The organism is Natrinema gari JCM 14663, from assembly GCF_000337175.1.
In the GTDB taxonomy this organism is placed as follows: Archaea; Halobacteriota; Halobacteria; order Halobacteriales; family Natrialbaceae; genus Natrinema; species Natrinema gari.
On the sequence record NZ_AOIJ01000055.1, the window covers coordinates 16,032 to 32,762 of the forward strand.

The following is a 16,731-nucleotide window of genomic DNA, read 5'->3' on the forward strand; positions in this document are numbered from 1 at the left end:
CGGACTCTCAGTCCGCGGCTCGCGGTTGGCCGGCAGGGGCGACCGCACCGCTTTGCTGGACGATGTCAAAGGCGGTCATCACGTCGGTCCGCGAGATCAGTCCCACGAGGTCGTCGTCATCGACCACGAGCAGGCGGCCGATATCGTGGTCCCGCATCCGCTCGATGGCGGTCATCGCATCGGAGTCGGGCGAGATCGTCTGCAGGTCGGTCGTCATCACGTCTTCGACGGTGTAGGCCTCGCGCTCGACCGGCTCGACCTCGCGGGCGTCGGTCAGCGTCACGAGGCCGATGAGTCGCTCGCCCTCGAACGCATCGGCGTCGACGACCGGATAGCCGGTGTGGCGTTCGGTGAACATCCGCCGGATCAACTCCGCGACCGTCGTCTCCGGATCGACGAGATGGAGATCGCTCGCGGGCGTCATGATGTCGCCGACGGTGACGTCCTGAAAGGCCGCCTTCATCGTCACCTGCTGGGCTTCGCTCGAGGCGGCAATGTAGACGAAGAAGGCGACGCCGATGAGGATGATGTTGACGGAGAAGAGGCCGAACAGTCCCATCAGGACCGCGAACAGCTTGCCGACGCTGGCGGCCTGCTGGGTCGCCTTCGCGTAGGGCTGATTGCGAGCGAGCAGCGCTCGTAACACCCGCCCGCCGTCCATGGGGAACGCCGGAAGCATGTTGAAGAACGCGAGCGCGACGTTCAGGACGGCGAGATAGCCGAGGACGAACCGTGCGCCACTGAGGCTCTCGGGGGTGACGACGAAGAGCGCGTAGGAGCCGACGCCGACCAGAACGCTGACAATCGGGCCGGCGACGGCGATGTTGAGTTCCTGTCGCCAGTCCTCGGGCATCTCGGAGAAGGCGGCGATGCCGCCGAACAGCCAGAGCGTGATCGAGTCGATCGGGAAGCCGTACCGCTGGGCGGTCAGTGAGTGGCCCAATTCGTGGAGGACGACGCCGACGAACAGGCCGACCGCCGCGGCCAACCCGAGTATCAACGGCGTCGTTCCGCCGCTAACCGCCCCGATATCGATCCCCGCTGCTAGCCCGTCGTTCAATATCCCCGCGACCTCCTCGATCTGTGTCCCGATGAGGTACGCGAACAACGGGAGTACCAGCAGGAACGTCAGATCGAGTTTGATCGGAATCCCGAACAGGGATCCGATCCGGAAGCTCCTCATGGATATTGGTTTCGGCGGCGGAACCTTAAATACGCCGCCGGGTCGCCCGAGCGGTCGGCCATTGGGCGGTCGGAACCGCGTGTCGGCAGTTCCGAGTTCGTTCCCGGCGGCATTCGATTCGATCGCGATCCGTGCCCGGCTGTGACGACGGGCCCGAGTCGTCTATTGTGGTATTTTAACACAATAATATCTACTAGCGCCTATATACCCACTTTCCCACAGATTTATACGGTACTTCGTGGACCGTAGAGCTATGCTGACGGAAAACGCACAGGCGACCGATCGAATCGACCGCCTCCCGACCGAACTCGACTCCGCACAGAGTAAACTCGTCTACCTCACCCTCGAGGCGACCGGTGGCGCGACGGTCACGGACCTGAGCGACGGTCTGAACATGCGGAAACTCTCGATCTTGAGCGTCCTCTCCTCGCTCTCGAGCGCGGGATTGATCGAGCGGACCGGGTCCGCGTACGTCCCGGCGAACTGATCGGCCGCCCCGGGAACCGTGCCGTCGGCCCCGCCACGGACTCGACGCGGCGCTTCGAAGCCTTTATCCGCTCGGTGGGCTTCCGTTTTCGTAAGTAACCACCATGTCCGACAAACCTGCCTCCATGTACCGGGAGATCAGTAAGCCGGCCTACACGCGCCGCGAATACATTACCGGCATCCCGGGTTCGAAGATCGCACAGCACAAGATGGGCGACGCTCAGGCAAACGCCGAGGACTACCCCGTCCAGATCAGCCTCATCACGGAGGAAGAGGTCCAGATCCGCCACGGGAGCCTCGAGGCCTCGCGCCTCTCGGCGAACCGTCACATGCTGAAAAACGCCGGCGAGAACAACTACAAGATGGTCCTGCGCAAGTTCCCCCACCACGTCATCCGGGAGAACAAGCAGGCGACGGGCGCAGGTGCGGACCGTGTCTCCGACGGGATGCGTCAGGCCTTCGGGAAGATCGTCGGCACCGCCGCGCGCATCGACGCCGGCGAGCGTATCTTCACGATCTGGTGTGACGTCGACGACGCCGAGTTCGCCAAGGACGCCCTTCGGCGCTCCTACAACAAGATTTCGCCGCCGTGTCGCGTCGTCGTCGAGCGCGGCGAGGAACAGCTGATCGCATAACGAAGTTTTGCTCTGCGGGCGCGGCGAAGCCGCGCCCTCGGCAAAAATTCGATTAAAAGCACTCCTCCCTCCGTTCCGAACGCATAGCGTTCTCCACATCGGTCGTCGGCCCGCTCGTTCGTGCCTCGGCACTCACTCGCGGCCAGTAACCGTGTGCGCCTGCCCTTCCCCGAGTCGTGCGTCTCTCGCATTCGCTCGAGACGCACTCCCGGCCACTGGATCTCGATCCGGATCGCCGCCTCGAGCAGCTTTTTGCTTCCCTCTCCCCGAGTCACCGTATGATCGATCTCGCGGTCGCAAACGACCAGGAGACGTTCGAGCGGATGCGGGAGCCGCTGGCCGAGCGGGGGATACAGGTTCAGCACGTGCCCGTGCGCGAGCGCACGATTCCGATCAGCGATCCGCCGTGGCACCCCGACGAGTACGACGTGGGCTTCGTCTATCCCGGCCGACTCATGGAAGGCGGGGTCGCGGATGCCCTGCTCGAGGTACCGTGGCTCAACGATCACGAAGCGGTGTTGACCTCGCGGAACAAGGCCGAAGTACTGGCCCGCCTCGAGCGAGCCGACCTGCCGGTCCCGAAGTCGGTCTACGTCTCGAACGACGTCGGCGAGGCCGAACTGATCGACGTCTTCGAGCGGTTCGAGCCACCCGTCGTGGTCAAACCCAACTCGACGACACGGGGTGTGGGGGTCGCGAAGGCCCACGATCTCGATTCGTTCCTCGGCATCTGCGACTACCTCTCGTTGGTCCACGACTACCGAGCGACCGGCGACCAGTCCTTTCTCGTCCAGGAGTTCCTCCCGGACGCGACCGACTATCGGGTGATGGTCCTCGAGGGGAAGTACGTCGGCGCGGTCGAGCGACGGCTGCCCGACGCAGCGGTCAGCGAAGGGCAGTGGAAACACAACGTCCACCGCGGCGCGGACGCGACCGGCGTCGACCTCCCCGACGCGTGGCGCGACCTCGCCGAATCGGTCGCGACCGAACTCGAGATCCCCGTCCTCGGGGTCGACCTGCTTGAAACCGACCACCGACTGGTGGTCAACGAGACGAACGCCCGGCCGACGATCGACGAGGAGACGAAGTACGATCCGACCTTCTACGATCGACTCGCGGCCGCGATACGCACCGCTGCGCAGGGGTAACCGGAAAAACCACGACCGCGACGGTCCGCTTACTCGAGGCTGATGTCCGAGGACTGTTCGGCGCGGTCGAAGACGACCTCGAGGACGCCGTTGTTGTAGGTCGCGGCGGCGGTGTGTTCGTTGACGCGGGTCGGCAGGGAGACGCGCTCGTCGTACTGGCGGTGGTCGCTTTCAGCGGAGATCGTCAGGGTCTTGCCGTCACACTCGAGTTCGATGCTGTCCTTCTCGACGCCGGGAATGTCGGCGACAACGCGGACCTCCTCGTCGGTTTCGTGAATATCGACGTGCGTGTCCATGCCGAATCCGTTATCGACGGCGTTCGACGAGTCGAAGTTTACGTTCCCGTCCGCACCGTTCATCATCTCGTTCATCATTCGCTCGATCTCGCGGAACAAGTCGTCGAAGGGTTCGTCGCGGTCGTCTCGGCGCATGGAGGTCCCTAGGGTATCCCGTGGCAAAAACTTTCTGTCGTCGCTATACGATCCGGATCACCTCGCCGGCTCGTGTCGGGGCCGGCCGTGGTGGAACGGGGTCTCGAGCGGCGTGAAATCGGCTCGGTCTCGATCGGCGGCCCTCTATCGGAGGCCGATACCGAGCGCCTCGTCGGTCGTTGCGATGCTCTCCTCGGCGTCGGCAGCGCCGGTCACGGCGCGGATGGCGTCGACGTTCTCCGGCACGACGTCGCTCTCCTGGTGGATGCCCTGGAAGCAGTAGAAGTCCCGGCCCTCGGTCGAGATGGACTCCGCCCAGAGACAGTTCTCCCAGAGGTCGCCGCGGGGGCGGCCGGCGTCCAGTGCATACTCCTTGAGTTTGCCGCTGCCGTCGATGTCCATGCGCTCGGGGATCAGGAACAGGCGCGACTCGTCGGCGAACAGGTCACGGACGGCCGCAGCGTCGACGTCCTCCTCCAGGGTGATGTTCAGACTGTGCATATGCATCAGCGTCGCGGGCACCTTCATCCCGAGCGTGTCGATGTCCAGGTCGGGGAAGATGGTCTCGACGTCCGGGCCGTGGTGTGACGGGATCGTCACCGGGTTCGGGAGGATGTCGTTGATCGGACCACGATCGGACTGCCCGGGATCGCCGCCGCGACGGACGAGCGTCGCACGGACCTTCTCGACGCCGTACTCCTCGCGCAGGGGGGCGATGACCCGAGAGAGTCCGGTCGTGTTGCAGGAGACGACGCGCACGTGGTCGGCGTCGACGGCGTCTTCGAAGTTCGAGCGCGCGTTGAAACTCACGTCGACGAGGTCGGCGTCCTCGCCGCCCTGATAGAGCGCGGGCGTGTCGTACTCCTCGTAGAGGGCCTTGTTCTGCGCACCGATCCCCGACGGCGTGGCGTCAACGACGACGTCGGCCTCGGCCACGAGGTCCTCGACCGGCCCTGCGATCTCGAGGCCGGCCTCGGCGAACAACTCCTCGCGTTCTTCGACGGCCGCGTAGAGCGGGAACCCCTTGTCGATCGCTGTCTCGGCCTCGAAGTTCGGGCGCGTCTTGGCGACGCCCAGTACTTCCATGTCGGGCTGTTGCCGGACTGCGTCCGCGACGCGCTTGCCGATCGTGCCGTAGCCGTTGATGGCGACCTGTTGCATATGCTCGGGAGTGGACCACCGAGCGGGATAATCGTTTCGAGCCCTATCAGCCGATGTTTACTCGGATCGGAGTTTTCAATCGCTCTCGAGGGCGGTTTCGGGGGACGCCCTCGCACGCACCTCGCCGACGATCGCGGTGTGGAACCGCGACGGTGGCCCCGCGTCCCCGCTCGAACGCTTGTGAGCACGCGAAGGGAAGACATATCGGCCCGCTCGCCCGACGTTACGGTATGCCATCACTTCGAGCCGCGGCGGAGACAGCGGTCCGCCAGTGTCTGAGCCTCGAGTCGGGAGAGTCGTGTGCGGTCGTCACCGACGACAAGCGTGAGTCGATCGGGACGGCGATCTACGACGTAGCGAGCGAGATCACCGACGACGCCGTGCTCGTTCGGTATCCGCCGGGCGAGACCCACGGCAGCGAACCGCCGGCACCGGTGGCGGCGGCGATGGCCGGGGCCGACGTGGTGCTCGCGCCGACGACCAAGAGCCTGAGCCACACGCGCGCCCGCACCGAGGCCAACGAGGCCGGCGCGCGGGTCGCGACGCTCCCGGGGATCACCGAGGACGTCTTCACGACCGGACTGGCGGCTGATTACGACTCGATCGCGGCCCACTGCGAGGCGGTCCGCGAGCAGGTCGACGACGCCGACGAGATCCGCGTGACGACCGACGCCGGAACCGACATCACGTTCGGTATCGGCGACCGCGAGTGGCTCTCCGATACTGGCATCGTCCACGACTCCGGCGAGATGTCGAACCTGCCGGCCGGCGAAGTATTCGTCAGCCCCGACACCGCGGATGGGACGTTCGTCGTCGACGGGACGATGCGCCCGCACGGGCTGCTCGAGCCCGACCAGCGGCTCACCTTCGAGGTCGAGGACGGCCTCGTCACGACCATTTCGGACGACGAGATTCGAGCGACGGTCGAAGACGCGGCCGCAGAAGTCGGCGACGCCGCGTACAACCTCGCGGAACTCGGCATCGGCACGAACGTCGCCGTCACCGATCTCGTCGGCTCGGTCCTCTTAGACGAGAAGGCGGGCGGGACCGTCCACATCGCCATCGGCGACAACGCGGGCATCGGTGGGGAGACGGAAGCGCCGATCCACCTCGACGGCATCCTTCGCGAGCCGACGGTCGTCGCCGACGGCGAACAGCTCGAGTTGCCGACGGCGGACAACGCCTGATCGATCGGCTCGGTCGGTCCGGGCTCTCGAACGGCTCTCGAGTCGTCCCGTGGGCTTCTGGTCGGACAAACACGCTCGTCGTTATGTAAGAACCGAGTGGTTTGAAGTGCTGCTAGCGTGACATCGGACCGATGAGTGGTACTCGCGGATACGATATTCAGGGGATCGAACTCACTGACGACCGCTATACGGTCGAGCAGGGGTTCGTTCGGAACAAGTACAAGGCGCTCGACGTCGACGGGAACGTCGTTTTACGGGGCAAACAGAAGATGTTGAAGATGAAAGAGAAGTTCCCCTTCGTCGACGCCGACGGCAACGAAGTATTCACCGTGAAGGCCGGTGGGCTCATCGATGTCGCGAACAACTACGTGCTCTCGGATGCGCGGACCGGCGAGGACATCGTGATTCTGGACAACGACTACTCGCTGCTACAGGACACGTGGAAGATCCGCGACGCGACCACCGAAGCGAAGTTGGCCGAGATCAACTCCCGCGGCGCGATGGTGACGGTGGCCCGGAACGTCGTTCCGTTCGGCGGCTGGATCCCCCACAAGTACGAGATCACGGACCAGGAGGGCGCTCACGTCGGCGCTATTGAGGGGCAGTTCTCGCTGCGCGACCGCTACGAGATCGTCATCGACGATGCGAGTACCGTCCCGAAAGAGCCCATCATCGCCGCGGCGATGGTCATCGACGCGATCCAGGGGAACTAGCTGGTGGGAGACGACGGGTTCAATCGGCTTTTAGGTACGTAGTCGTTACAGTGGGCTATGAGCGATCTCCCGGAGCGCGTTCCGACGGCCTGTCCGTCGTGCTCGCCGGACCTCGAGACGGTCCACGAAGTACTGACGGATGGCGGCGGCACCCTCACCGTTCGGTGTAGCGAGTGTAGTCACGTCCACAAGGTCCACCCCGAGCGCACGCCCGAAGTCACCCTCGACGTGGTCGTCTCGCAGGGCGGCGAGTCCTTCACGGCGAACGTCACCACGGCCGAAGACGAGACCATCGAGGTCGGTGACGAGTTCATCCTCGAGACCGAGGAAGTGCTCTCGACGGTCCGCGTGACCAGCGTCGAACTCGACGGCCAGAAGCGTGTCGAGGAGTCCACCGCGGAGCAGGTCGAAACCGTCTGGACTCGCGAAGTCGACAACGTCGGCGTCAACGTCACCGTCCACCCGCAGGACGGCTCGCGGGACGACAGTCGGAGCATCACGGTCCACGTCCCCGGCGACTACGAGTTCGAGGTCGGCGCGGTCGAGTCATTCGGCGACGACGAGTTCGAAATCGATGCCTTCGTCGTCCGCGGCGACGCCGACGGCTACCGGCGCGACCGGTTCGAGATGGAGGGCGACACCGCCCTGGCGAAAGACGTCAAGCGCGTCTATGCCTACGACGAGCAGAGCAGCGCCTGGTCGGCCTGGTAATCCGTTCCCGCATTCGACTCGCACCGTCCCCTGACACCGGGACGCGCCACCCGGAAGCCTACCGTTCTCGAGCGCGTAGTCGACCCCGAGCCATGTCCGACAGCTACGAGGCGCTGCGCCAGCGGATGGTCGAGACGGTCGCGCCGCGCGTCGACGACGACCGGGTTCTCGAGTCCCTGGTATCGGTCCCGCGCCACGAGTTCGTCCCCGCTGCCCGCCGGGACCGCGCCTACGCGGACCGCCCCCTGTCGATCGGTGACGGGCAAACGATCAGCGCCCCGCACATGGTCGCGATCATGACCGATCTGCTCGCGGCCGATCCCGGCGACGATGTCCTCGAGATCGGCACCGGGTGTGGCTATCACGCCGCCGTCACGGCCGAGCTGGTCGGCGATGCGCACGTCTACACCGTCGAATACGGCGACGACCTGGCCGAGCAGGCGCGTGACCGACTCGCGGCGCTCGGCTATGACGACGTTTCGGTGCGCGTCGGTGACGGCCGGACGGGATGGCCCGAGCACGCGCCCTACGACGCGGCGTACTTCACCTGCGCGGTGGCTTCGTTTCCCGCACCGATCGTCGAGCAGGTCCGTGCCGGCGGGCAGTTGCTCGGGCCGATCGGTGCCGGCCGCCAGACGCTCGTCGACGCGACTAAACGACCGGACGGCTCGCTCGACCGGACCGACCGCGGCAGCGTTCGGTTCGTTCGGATGCGCGGGTAGGCGGGCCGACCGCGCAAGCGGGCCATTGATTACGACCGCCCCGATAGCTGGCGTATGGAACCCGCGGTACTGCGAGAGGATATGGTCGACGGCCTCGAGTCCCCGCCCAGGGATGTCCTCACCGACGAGGACGTTGCCGTCGCGATGCGCGAGGTCCCGCGGCACGCGTTCGTCGACGACGAGCGAACGGCCTACGCCGACCGCGAACACGCGGTCCTCGGCACGCGCGTTCTCGCGCCGAGTACCGTCGCTCGCTTGCTCCAGGCACTGGCGCTCGAGGACGACGAGACCGTGTTGATCGTCGGTGCCGGCGTCGGGTACACGGCGGCCGTCGCGGCCGAACTCGTCGGCGAGACGAACGTCCACGCCGTCGACATTTCCCGGCCGCTGGTCGTCGAAGCGCGGGACAACCTCGCCGACGCGGGCTACGACGGCGTCCTCGTCGACTGCCGGGATGGGGCGAACGGTTTCCCCGAGTACGCGCCCTTCGACCGCATCCTGCTCGAGGCCGCGGCCGTCGATCCGCCGCGTGCGCTGCTCGACCAGCGAACCGATGCGGGCCGACTGGTCTTCCCGCGCGGGACCCACCAACAGCGACTCGAGGTCGTCTCGGCCGACGGCGACGTCAATCGACTCGGCCCCGTTTCGTTCGCTCCGTTGCTGGTTGAGGGTGAACAGTCGGGGGCCGTCGAGCGCGACCGAACGGCCCGCGAGGACCGCGAACGGGCGCAGCGACGCGCCGACTCCCGCCGCGGCTGGGAACAGGACTGGATCGAGTGGGAGAAGACGTTCGAGCAGCCGTCGCGACGGCCGCGGTCGCAGTAGCGCCTCGGCTGTCCGGCGGCTGTGAGTCGTCGTCGCTCGAGACGCGAGGCCGTGCCTCGAAAGGAGTGGGACGTCGAAAGGGGTGGGGGAAGGGTGGGGGGTGGCGACAGTCTGTCTCAGATCGCCATCTACGGGTACACGCTGGAGGGGGTTAAATATGGCTTCTAGGTAGTAAGTGGGTGCGAACGGACGGCTACTAATTAATTAGTACGGAGCGGCGAGTCGGCGAACACAGCACTCGTAGTTCCGGCCGTTTTCCGCAGGCTGCACAGGCCGTGTGTCTCGAGAGCGGACGGCCGATCGATCGTCTCCGTGATGACGTGAACCTGGACCCACGTGACCGCGGGACGGTCCACGGTCGGTCTCAAGACGTGGAAGCGCCGTCGAACGCCAACGCGACGAGTTTCCGTTCGGCCGCCCGCAAGTGATAGTGGTACGTCGGCGGCGATACGCCGAGCGCGTCCGCGAGGTCCGTTCCCGTACTCCCGCGGGGCCACTCGAAGAAGCCGCTGTAGTGAGCCGCCTGCAACGCCTCGAACTGCTTGTCCGTGAGCCGCTCTGCGAGGTCGGTATCGAGCCGTCGCGCCGACCGCGTGTGCGTCGTCTCCCGTTTGGCCCGCAGTTCCGTTTCGGGATACTCGTCTTTGATCGCCTCGACCACCGATCGCGTCTCGACGCTCTGTGGCACCTCGAGTACGAGCGTCGCGCTCCCGCCCTCGGCCGTCGCCATCCGCACCTGCACGTCGTACGCCCGCATGACATCGAGAAACGGCGTTGACGCGACCGTCAGTTCATACAGGGTCGCGTCCTCGCCGTCGGACATGACCGAGAGCGTTTCGATCGACGCCCAGTCCGCCTCGAGCCCGGTGAGCGTCGCCGTCGCCGGCGCGCTGACGAACAGGACGACCCCGTCCTCGCCGCGGTCGACGACGCCCTCGAGCGTTATCGGGGGTGCTGCGTCGACGTGTGACGACAGCCGATTGAGCAGCAACCGCGAATCAGCCACGTCGAGTTCGAGCTCGAGTCGGCTGTCGGCCACTATCGCCCGCGTCCGCTCGACCGACTGGATCGCGTGGCCGATCGTCTCCCCGAGTTCGGCCAGTACCGCCCGCTCGCGCTGGCCGACCGAATCGGCCCCCGAGACGTGGACCACGAGCACGCCGTACCGGCGTTCGTCGGCGAGCAGTGGCACGCCGAGGACCGTCTGATAGCCGTACGTCAGCGCTTCCGTGCGTCGCGATTGCCACGTTTCGTTATCGAGAACGTCGTGTATCAGTCGCTCTTGCCCGGCATCGAGGGTGTCGCGGACGAGTTCGAGTTCGGGTGCCTGCCCGCCGTCGTCGCGAATCCGGTCGATGTAGGTCGCATCGATTCCGGCCCACGCCGTCGGCGTGGGCGGTTCGTCGTCGCTCGCGGCGATCCAGGCGAACCGGTACCGGTCCGTTTCGGCGAGACGATCGCACACCCGTTCCTCGATCGCGGCACGCGTCGACGCCTGCGCAACGCCGTGGTTGATTTCGCGGACGATCTCGTTCGTGTGATTGAGCCGTGTCAGCTCTTCGTTTTGCCGAGTCAGCGTTCGATCGTGGTCCCGCAGCAACTGCTCGCGCTCGGCCCGATCCAGCGCGGCCTCGGTGTTGGCCGCCAGGATGTGAAGCAGTTCCTCCATCGTCTCGTCGAATCCGTCGATGGCCTCACAGCCCGCGACCAGGACACCGTGGGTGCCGAGCGGAACGATCAGTTCGCTTCGGCGTATCGCCTCCTCCGGTTCGACGCACCTCTCGCGTGTCACGTCCTCGTAGTAGGTGCTTTCGCCCTCCGAAAAGACGTTCCAGACCAGCCCGTCGCCCCGCTCGATCGTCGTCGCCGGCTCGCCCAACTCGGGCGACCCCCGCGTCGACGCCACATGCTCGAGAACGCCGGCCGTCGGCTCGAACGTATAGGCCACGGCGACCGCGATGTCGAGGATTTCGCTTGCCGTTTCGACGGCCGACTGGTAGATCTCGTCTTTCGTTTCGGCCCGCATCAGGTCTCGCGTCGTCTCGTGTAACGTCGTCAGCGTCCGCTCGTAGCGTCGTTCGCTCTCCCGAAGCGCCGTCTGCGTGCGGTACTGGTCGACGGCGTTCGTGATCTGATTCGCCAACAGCGCGTACTGCTTCTTGTCCGACTCCTTCTGGAGATACTGTGTGACGCCCGCAGCGATCGCCTCGCTGGCGATCTCTTCCGGTCCCCGACCGGTAAAGAGAATAAAAGGGAGGGCGGGATCGTCATCGCGAACGTGTTCTACCAACTCGAGCCCGGTCATCTCCGGCAGCTCGTAGTCGCTGACGATACAGTCGACGCTGCGGTGCTCGAGCGCCTCGAGCGCGTCCGCGCCGCTCGTCGCCGCTTCAGTTACGATCGAATCGCGCTCGCGCTCGAGTCGCTCCCCGGCGAGGTCGGTAAAGCGAGGGTCGGTATCAACGATGAGTACAGTAATTTGACCAGTCATTTGTTCCGCCCCTGAGAATCCCGTTCTTCGAGAGATGCGTAACGAGACACTAAACGATTAGCATTCACACTCCTCTCTGTCGAACGACTGAACATAATGCGCACGTACGATTCACACACTGATCGCACGGCTGTCGGACAAGGGGGTGTGCGGTGACGGGCTCGGAGACTCGACCCTCGGTCCCGTGGGTTTCGCACACGGACGACGGGGACACGCGACACAGTATCCTCGGAGGCAGTCACGGAAGACGACGCTCGAGACAGATTTGAACTACGATCGGTTCGCTCACTGCGTTCGGTCCACTCCCCGCGTCGAATCCCGTATTTCGTCGGTGCTGCTCACGGATGACGAGTAGGTACTACGCGGTGCTCGTCGAAGTGGGTCGCGGAAGAAGCGCCCGAGGCGGGATTTGAACCCGCGTCACAACCGTGACAGGGTTGTATGATGGGCCACTACACCACCCGGGCCANGCGCCCGAGGCGGGATTTGAACCCGCGTCACAACCGTGACAGGGTTGTATGATGGGCCACTACACCACCCGGGCCACCTGCAACTCCTCTTTTCCCGGTGATAGTATTAAGGGTTTTGCTCTGTAGTCGTTTGTAATCTCTACTGACAGAACCACCATTCGTGAAACGACCATCGTACTAACGGCGGCTACTCTCCTCGATGCGTCGTTTCTATCTAGATCATGACTCAAACCCACTCGAAGCAGCCGGTGAGCCAGTCGGTCACGGACACGCGAGCAGTATCCTCGGAGATGGTCGCGGAAGAAGCGCTCGAGGCGGGATTTGAACCACGGTCGGTTCGCTCACTGCGTTCGGTCCACTCCCCGCGTCGAATCCCGTATTTCGTCGGTACTGCTCACGGATGACGAGTAGGTACTACGCGGTGCTCGTCGAAGTTGGTCGCGGAAGAAGCGCCCGAGGCGGGATTTGAACCCGCGTCACAACCGTGACAGGGTTGTATGATGGGCCACTACACCACCCGGGCCANGCGCCCGAGGCGGGATTTGAACCCGCGTCACAACCGTGACAGGGTTGTATGATGGGCCACTACACCACCCGGGCCACCTGCAACTCCTCCTTTCCCGGTCACGGCATTAAGGCTTTTCAATCAAACTCCGTGTGGTACGGTCAGTCTCGCCACGACCTCTCTCGAACCCGGACTTCGGTTCGACTCGTGATACCGCATTGCATGACCCACAAGGAATATAACTGATAACCGGGTATTCTCGAGTGTGATCGACGGCTCCGGTTCGGTCGACCGGCCGGGTAGCCCTGCTTGTGCGTCGAGTTAGTAACGGTTAAATGCCTCCCGCCGCTACTTGCCTGTAGTATCTCGTGACAGCCGCTTCTCTCCCAATAGCCGACACGCACACCCAACCCAATACATGGTAGACGTAAGCCAACACGAACTCGTTCCGGAGCACACTGTTCTCGAGGAAGAGGCCCTCGAGGACGTGCTCGAGGAATACAACATCGACCGTACAGATTTACCGAAGATCAAGCGCAACGATCCCGCTCTGCCGGACGAGGCGGAGATCGGTGACGTCATCAAGATCGTTCGCGACTCGCGGACGACCGATCAGTCGATCGTATACCGACTCGTGGTAGAATAAATGGCAATGGAACTCAACCGCGACAAACGACGAGAGATTTCGCGCGAATATTTCTCGAAGGAACGGATCGCCGAACACCACTACCGCTCGTTCAACGCTTTCCTCAACCGGGGGATGCAGGAGGTCGTCGACGAGAAGGCGACGATCGATACGGACATCGGCGACAAGGAAGGCGAGGAGCCGGTCCACGTCGAACTGGGCGACGTTCGCGTCGTCACGCCGCGCGTCCGCGAGGCGGACGGGTCCGAAGAACTGCTCTATCCACAGGAAGCCCGCCTGCGGAACATCACGTACTCCGCGCCGGTTTTCATGGAGATGTCGATCGTCAAGGGCGAGGAAGGCGACGAACGTGTCGTCGACTCGACCGAGACGAAGATCGGCCGGATGCCGATCATGGTCGGCTCCGACAAGTGTAACATCGCCGGCTTCTCCGACGAGGAACTGATCGAGATCGGCGAGGACCCCGCAGACCCGGGCGGCTACTTCATCGTCAACGGTTCCGAACGGGTGCTGATGACCAGCGAGGACCTCGCGCCGAACAAGATCCTCGCCGAATACGACAGCAAGTACGGCGACGAGATTCAGGTCGCCAAGACGTTCTCGCAGCGCCGTGGCTACCGCGCCCTCGTGTTGTGCGAACGGAACCGCGAAGGGCTGCTCGAGGTGTCGTTCCCCTCGGTGTCTGGCTCGATCAACTTCGTGACGCTCGTGCGTGCGCTGGGCCTCGAGTCGGACGAGGAGATCGTCCACAAGGTCTCGAACGATCCCGAGGTCGTCAAGTACATGCTGGAGAACCTGGAGGAAGCGGAGGTCCAGACCGAGGAGGAAGCCATCGAGGAACTGGGCAAACGCGTCGCCTCCGGGCAGGGGAAAAACTACCAGCTCAAGCGGGCGAATTACGTCATCGACCGCTACCTTCTGCCCCACCTCCACGAGGACGGCGTCGAGGAGGAAGACGTCCGCATCAACAAGGCCCACTACCTCTGTCGGATGGCCGAGGCCTGTTTCGAACTCGCGCTCGGCCGGCGCGAATCCGACGACAAGGACCACTACGCGAACAAGCGACTGAAGGTCAGCGGCGACCTGATGAAAGACCTGTTCCGGACCGCACTGAACAAGCTGGCCCGGGACGTCAAGTATCAGCTCGAGCGCGCCAACATGCGCAACCGACAGCTCTCGGTGAACACGGTCGTCCGGTCCGACGTCCTGACCGAGCGACTCGAGCACCCGATCGCCACGGGGAACTGGGTCGGCGGCCGCTCCGGCGTGAGCCAGCTGGTCGACCGAACCGACTTCATGGGCGTCCTCTCGCACCTGCGTCGGCTCCGCAGCCCGCTGTCGCGCTCGCAGCCCCACTTCGAAGCGCGGGACCTGCACGCGACCCAGTGGGGTCGCATCGGACCCTCCGAGACGCCGGAGGGGCCGAACTGTGGGCTGGTGAAGAACTTCGCGCAGTCGATGGAGCTCTCCCAGAACGTCGAGGACGAACAGGAACTCAAACGCGAACTGGCGTCCATGGGGGTCGAGGGCATTCCCGGCCTCGAAGGGATCGAACGAACGGCAGCAACAGGGGACGACTAAATCATGAGCAGCCAACAACGAGAGGCGAAAGTCTACGTCAATGGATCGCTGGTGGGGACCCATCCCGATCCGCACGAACTCGCAGAACAGATCCGCGAAGCGCGACGCATCGGCGACGTCAGCGAGATGGTCAACGTCTCGGTCAAAGAGCGCACCCGCGAAGTAATCGTCAACGCCGATGCGGGCCGTGCCCGACGGCCCCTGCTGGTCGTCGAGGACGGCGAACCGCGCATCTCCCAGCAGGAAGTCGAGGCGCTTCAGGAAGGTGACCTCGAGTTCGAGGACCTCGTCGATCACGGCTACATCGAGTTCATCGACGCCGAGGAGGAAGAGGACATTCTCGTCGCCGTCGACGAGGACGACCTGACCGAAAAGCACACCCACCTCGAGATCGATCCGTCGCTGATCTTCTCGATCGGTGCGGGGATGATCCCCTATCCCGAGCACAACGCCAGCCCCCGCATTACGATGGGAGCAGGGATGATCAAGCAGTCGCTTGGGCTGCCGAGTGCGAACTACCGCATTCGGCCGGACACGCGCCAGCACCTGCTTCACTACCCGCAGCTCTCGATGGTCAAAACCCAGACGACCGAACAGATCGGCTACGACGAGCGGCCCGCCGCGCAGAACTTCGTCGTCGCCGTGATGAGCTACGAGGGGTTCAACATCGAGGACGCGCTGGTCATGAACAAGGCCAGCGTCGAACGCGCGCTCGCGCGTTCACACTTCTTCCGGACCTACGAGGGCGAGGAACGCCGGTATCCGGGCGGCCAGGAGGACCGCTTCGAGATTCCTTCCCAGGACGTCCGCGGTGCCCGCGGTGAGGAAGCGTACAACCACCTGGACGAGGACGGCCTTGTCAACCCCGAGACGACGGTCGACGAGAACTCCGTCCTGCTCGGGAAGACGTCGCCGCCGCGGTTCCTCGAGGAACCCGACGACATGGGAGGTCTGTCGCCCCAGAAGCGCCGGGAGACCTCGGTCACCATGCGATCGGGCGAATCCGGGATCGTCGACACCGTGACCCTCATGGAAGGCGAGGACGGTTCGAAGCTCTCGAAGGTCTCGGTGCGCGACGAGCGGATCCCCGAACTCGGGGACAAGTTCGCCAGCCGCCACGGCCAGAAGGGTGTCGTCGGCCACCTCGCGCCACAGGAGGATATGCCCTTCACCGAGGAGGGCGTCGTCCCCGACCTCGTCTTGAACCCGCACGCGCTGCCCTCGCGGATGACCGTCGGTCACATCCTCGAGATGATCGGCGGCAAACTCGGGTCGATGGAAGGTCGCCGCGTCGACGGGACGCCGTTCCTCGGCGAGGACGAGGACGAGCTCCGACAGGGGCTCGAGGACGCCGGCTTCGACTCGGCGGGCAAGGAGACCATGTACTCCGGGATTTCCGGCGAGAAGATCGAGGCCGAGATCTTCGTCGGCGTGATCTTCTACCAGAAACTCTACCACATGGTCTCGAACAAACTGCACGCCCGCTCGCGCGGGCCGGTGCAGGTGCTGACCCGACAGCCGACGGAGGGACGCGCCCGCGAGGGTGGTCTCCGTATCGGGGAGATGGAACGCGACGTGTTCATCGGCCACGGGGCGGCCATGACGCTGAAGGAACGACTCCTCGACGAGTCCGACCGCGAGTTCATCCACGTCTGTGCGAACTGTGGGATGAGCGCGGTCGAAAACGTCGAACAACGGCGTGTCTACTGTCCGAACTGCGACGAGGAGACCGATATCCACGAGATCGAGATGAGCTACGCGTTCAAGCTCCTCTTGGACGAGATGAAGGCGCTGGGTATCGCACCGCGACTCGAACTGGAGGACGCCGTCTAACCC

The 16,731-nt window shown here is 64.5% G+C and carries 15 protein-coding genes and 4 tRNA genes; 11 read left to right on the forward strand and 8 right to left on the reverse strand.

Going from position 1 to position 16,731, the window contains the following annotated elements:
- Positions 1–7: 7 nt before the first annotated feature.
- A complete protein-coding gene (locus C486_RS12220) occupies positions 8–1,183 on the reverse strand; it encodes a CBS domain-containing protein (RefSeq protein ID WP_008456571.1) in 1,176 nt (391 codons plus the stop codon).
- Between the two features lie 253 nt (positions 1,184–1,436).
- Here C486_RS12220 and C486_RS12225 point away from each other — a divergent pair, with 253 nt between their 5' ends.
- The 3 genes from C486_RS12225 (at position 1,437) to C486_RS12235 (ending at position 3,452) form a co-directional block, all read left to right on the forward strand.
- Positions 1,437–1,670: a helix-turn-helix domain-containing protein gene (locus tag C486_RS12225; RefSeq protein WP_008456572.1), complete on the forward strand. Its 234-nt coding sequence runs from the start codon at positions 1,437–1,439 to the stop codon at positions 1,668–1,670.
- 103 nt (positions 1,671–1,773) lie between these two features.
- On the forward strand, positions 1,774–2,304 hold the full coding sequence (locus tag C486_RS12230) for a 50S ribosomal protein L16 (protein ID WP_006182876.1): 531 nt from the start codon (positions 1,774–1,776) through the stop codon (positions 2,302–2,304).
- A gap of 278 nt (positions 2,305–2,582) precedes the next feature.
- The gene (locus C486_RS12235) at positions 2,583–3,452 is read left to right on the forward strand and encodes an ATP-grasp domain-containing protein (protein WP_008456573.1); all 870 of its coding nucleotides are present in this window, start codon (positions 2,583–2,585) and stop codon (positions 3,450–3,452) included.
- Between the two features lie 29 nt (positions 3,453–3,481).
- On the opposite strand, the gene C486_RS12240 is transcribed toward C486_RS12235, so the two are convergent.
- Together C486_RS12240 and C486_RS12245 are read right to left on the reverse strand one after the other, a co-directional pair.
- Positions 3,482–3,883 carry an Hsp20/alpha crystallin family protein gene (locus C486_RS12240; protein ID WP_008456574.1) on the reverse strand — a complete coding sequence of 134 codons (402 nt, stop codon included), beginning with the start codon at positions 3,881–3,883 and terminating at the stop codon, positions 3,482–3,484.
- 144 nt (positions 3,884–4,027) lie between these two features.
- The gene (locus C486_RS12245; protein ID WP_008456575.1) at positions 4,028–5,044 is read right to left on the reverse strand and encodes a type II glyceraldehyde-3-phosphate dehydrogenase; all 1,017 of its coding nucleotides are present in this window, start codon (positions 5,042–5,044) and stop codon (positions 4,028–4,030) included.
- A gap of 230 nt (positions 5,045–5,274) precedes the next feature.
- Here C486_RS12245 and C486_RS12250 point away from each other — a divergent pair, with 230 nt between their 5' ends.
- The 5 genes from C486_RS12250 to C486_RS12270 all read left to right on the forward strand — a co-directional run bounded on the left by C486_RS12250 (position 5,275) and on the right by C486_RS12270 (position 9,202).
- Positions 5,275–6,231 carry an aminopeptidase gene (locus C486_RS12250; protein ID WP_008456576.1) on the forward strand — a complete coding sequence of 319 codons (957 nt, stop codon included), beginning with the start codon at positions 5,275–5,277 and terminating at the stop codon, positions 6,229–6,231.
- A 131-nt stretch (positions 6,232–6,362) separates the two neighbouring features.
- The gene (locus tag C486_RS12255; protein WP_008456577.1) at positions 6,363–6,944 is read left to right on the forward strand and encodes an LURP-one-related/scramblase family protein; all 582 of its coding nucleotides are present in this window, start codon (positions 6,363–6,365) and stop codon (positions 6,942–6,944) included.
- 57 nt (positions 6,945–7,001) lie between these two features.
- Positions 7,002–7,655 (forward strand): HVO_0476 family zinc finger protein, encoded by a 654-nt coding sequence (locus C486_RS12260; RefSeq protein ID WP_008456578.1) that lies wholly within the window; start codon positions 7,002–7,004, stop codon positions 7,653–7,655.
- A 92-nt stretch (positions 7,656–7,747) separates the two neighbouring features.
- Complete coding sequence (locus tag C486_RS12265; protein WP_008456579.1) at positions 7,748–8,377, forward strand: protein-L-isoaspartate(D-aspartate) O-methyltransferase; 630 nt, start codon at positions 7,748–7,750, stop codon at positions 8,375–8,377.
- Positions 8,378–8,431: 54 nt separating this feature from the next.
- Complete coding sequence (locus C486_RS12270) at positions 8,432–9,202, forward strand: protein-L-isoaspartate O-methyltransferase family protein (protein ID WP_008456580.1); 771 nt, start codon at positions 8,432–8,434, stop codon at positions 9,200–9,202.
- A gap of 364 nt (positions 9,203–9,566) precedes the next feature.
- Here C486_RS12270 and C486_RS12275 read toward each other — a convergent pair whose 3' ends face one another.
- The 5 genes from C486_RS12275 to C486_RS12295 form a co-directional block, all read right to left on the reverse strand.
- Positions 9,567–11,693 (reverse strand): bacterio-opsin activator domain-containing protein, encoded by a 2,127-nt coding sequence (locus C486_RS12275; protein ID WP_008456582.1) that lies wholly within the window; start codon positions 11,691–11,693, stop codon positions 9,567–9,569.
- 394 nt (positions 11,694–12,087) lie between these two features.
- Positions 12,088–12,160: transfer RNA gene (locus C486_RS12280), tRNA-Asp, on the reverse strand.
- A 4-nt stretch (positions 12,161–12,164) separates the two neighbouring features.
- A tRNA-Asp gene (locus C486_RS12285) sits at positions 12,165–12,237 on the reverse strand.
- Positions 12,238–12,613: 376 nt separating this feature from the next.
- A tRNA-Asp gene (locus C486_RS12290) sits at positions 12,614–12,686 on the reverse strand.
- Positions 12,687–12,690: 4 nt separating this feature from the next.
- Positions 12,691–12,763, reverse strand: a tRNA-Asp gene (locus C486_RS12295).
- Positions 12,764–13,086: 323 nt separating this feature from the next.
- Between C486_RS12295 and C486_RS12300 the strand changes: the two genes are divergently transcribed.
- From C486_RS12300 to rpoB, 3 genes are read left to right on the forward strand one after another with little or no spacing between them, the layout of a single operon-like run.
- Entirely contained in the window at positions 13,087–13,314 is a 228-nt protein-coding gene (locus C486_RS12300; RefSeq protein WP_006184006.1) for a DNA-directed RNA polymerase subunit H, read from the forward strand.
- On the forward strand, positions 13,315–14,895 hold the full coding sequence (locus C486_RS12305; protein ID WP_008456584.1) for a DNA-directed RNA polymerase subunit B'': 1,581 nt from the start codon (positions 13,315–13,317) through the stop codon (positions 14,893–14,895).
- A gap of 3 nt (positions 14,896–14,898) precedes the next feature.
- Complete coding sequence (gene rpoB, locus C486_RS12310; RefSeq protein ID WP_008456586.1) at positions 14,899–16,728, forward strand: DNA-directed RNA polymerase subunit B; 1,830 nt, start codon at positions 14,899–14,901, stop codon at positions 16,726–16,728.
- Positions 16,729–16,731: the final 3 nt, after the last annotated feature.

What these genes read in the sequence shown, in the direction of transcription:
- C486_RS12220 (WP_008456571.1), bottom strand. Translation starts at nt 1,183, where the DNA reads ATGAGGAGCTTCCGGATCGGATCCCTGTTCGGGATTCCGATCAAACTC.
- C486_RS12225 (WP_008456572.1), top strand. Translation starts at nt 1,437, where the DNA reads ATGCTGACGGAAAACGCACAGGCGACCGATCGAATCGACCGCCTCCCG.
- C486_RS12230 (WP_006182876.1), top strand. Translation starts at nt 1,774, where the DNA reads ATGTCCGACAAACCTGCCTCCATGTACCGGGAGATCAGTAAGCCGGCC.
- C486_RS12235 (WP_008456573.1), top strand. Translation starts at nt 2,583, where the DNA reads ATGATCGATCTCGCGGTCGCAAACGACCAGGAGACGTTCGAGCGGATG.
- C486_RS12240 (WP_008456574.1), bottom strand. Translation starts at nt 3,883, where the DNA reads ATGCGCCGAGACGACCGCGACGAACCCTTCGACGACTTGTTCCGCGAG.
- C486_RS12245 (WP_008456575.1), bottom strand. Translation starts at nt 5,044, where the DNA reads ATGCAACAGGTCGCCATCAACGGCTACGGCACGATCGGCAAGCGCGTC.
- C486_RS12250 (WP_008456576.1), top strand. Translation starts at nt 5,275, where the DNA reads ATGCCATCACTTCGAGCCGCGGCGGAGACAGCGGTCCGCCAGTGTCTG.
- C486_RS12255 (WP_008456577.1), top strand. Translation starts at nt 6,363, where the DNA reads ATGAGTGGTACTCGCGGATACGATATTCAGGGGATCGAACTCACTGAC.
- C486_RS12260 (WP_008456578.1), top strand. Translation starts at nt 7,002, where the DNA reads ATGAGCGATCTCCCGGAGCGCGTTCCGACGGCCTGTCCGTCGTGCTCG.
- C486_RS12265 (WP_008456579.1), top strand. Translation starts at nt 7,748, where the DNA reads ATGTCCGACAGCTACGAGGCGCTGCGCCAGCGGATGGTCGAGACGGTC.
- C486_RS12270 (WP_008456580.1), top strand. Translation starts at nt 8,432, where the DNA reads ATGGAACCCGCGGTACTGCGAGAGGATATGGTCGACGGCCTCGAGTCC.
- C486_RS12275 (WP_008456582.1), bottom strand. Translation starts at nt 11,693, where the DNA reads ATGACTGGTCAAATTACTGTACTCATCGTTGATACCGACCCTCGCTTT.
- C486_RS12300 (WP_006184006.1), top strand. Translation starts at nt 13,087, where the DNA reads ATGGTAGACGTAAGCCAACACGAACTCGTTCCGGAGCACACTGTTCTC.
- C486_RS12305 (WP_008456584.1), top strand. Translation starts at nt 13,315, where the DNA reads ATGGCAATGGAACTCAACCGCGACAAACGACGAGAGATTTCGCGCGAA.
- rpoB (WP_008456586.1), top strand. Translation starts at nt 14,899, where the DNA reads ATGAGCAGCCAACAACGAGAGGCGAAAGTCTACGTCAATGGATCGCTG.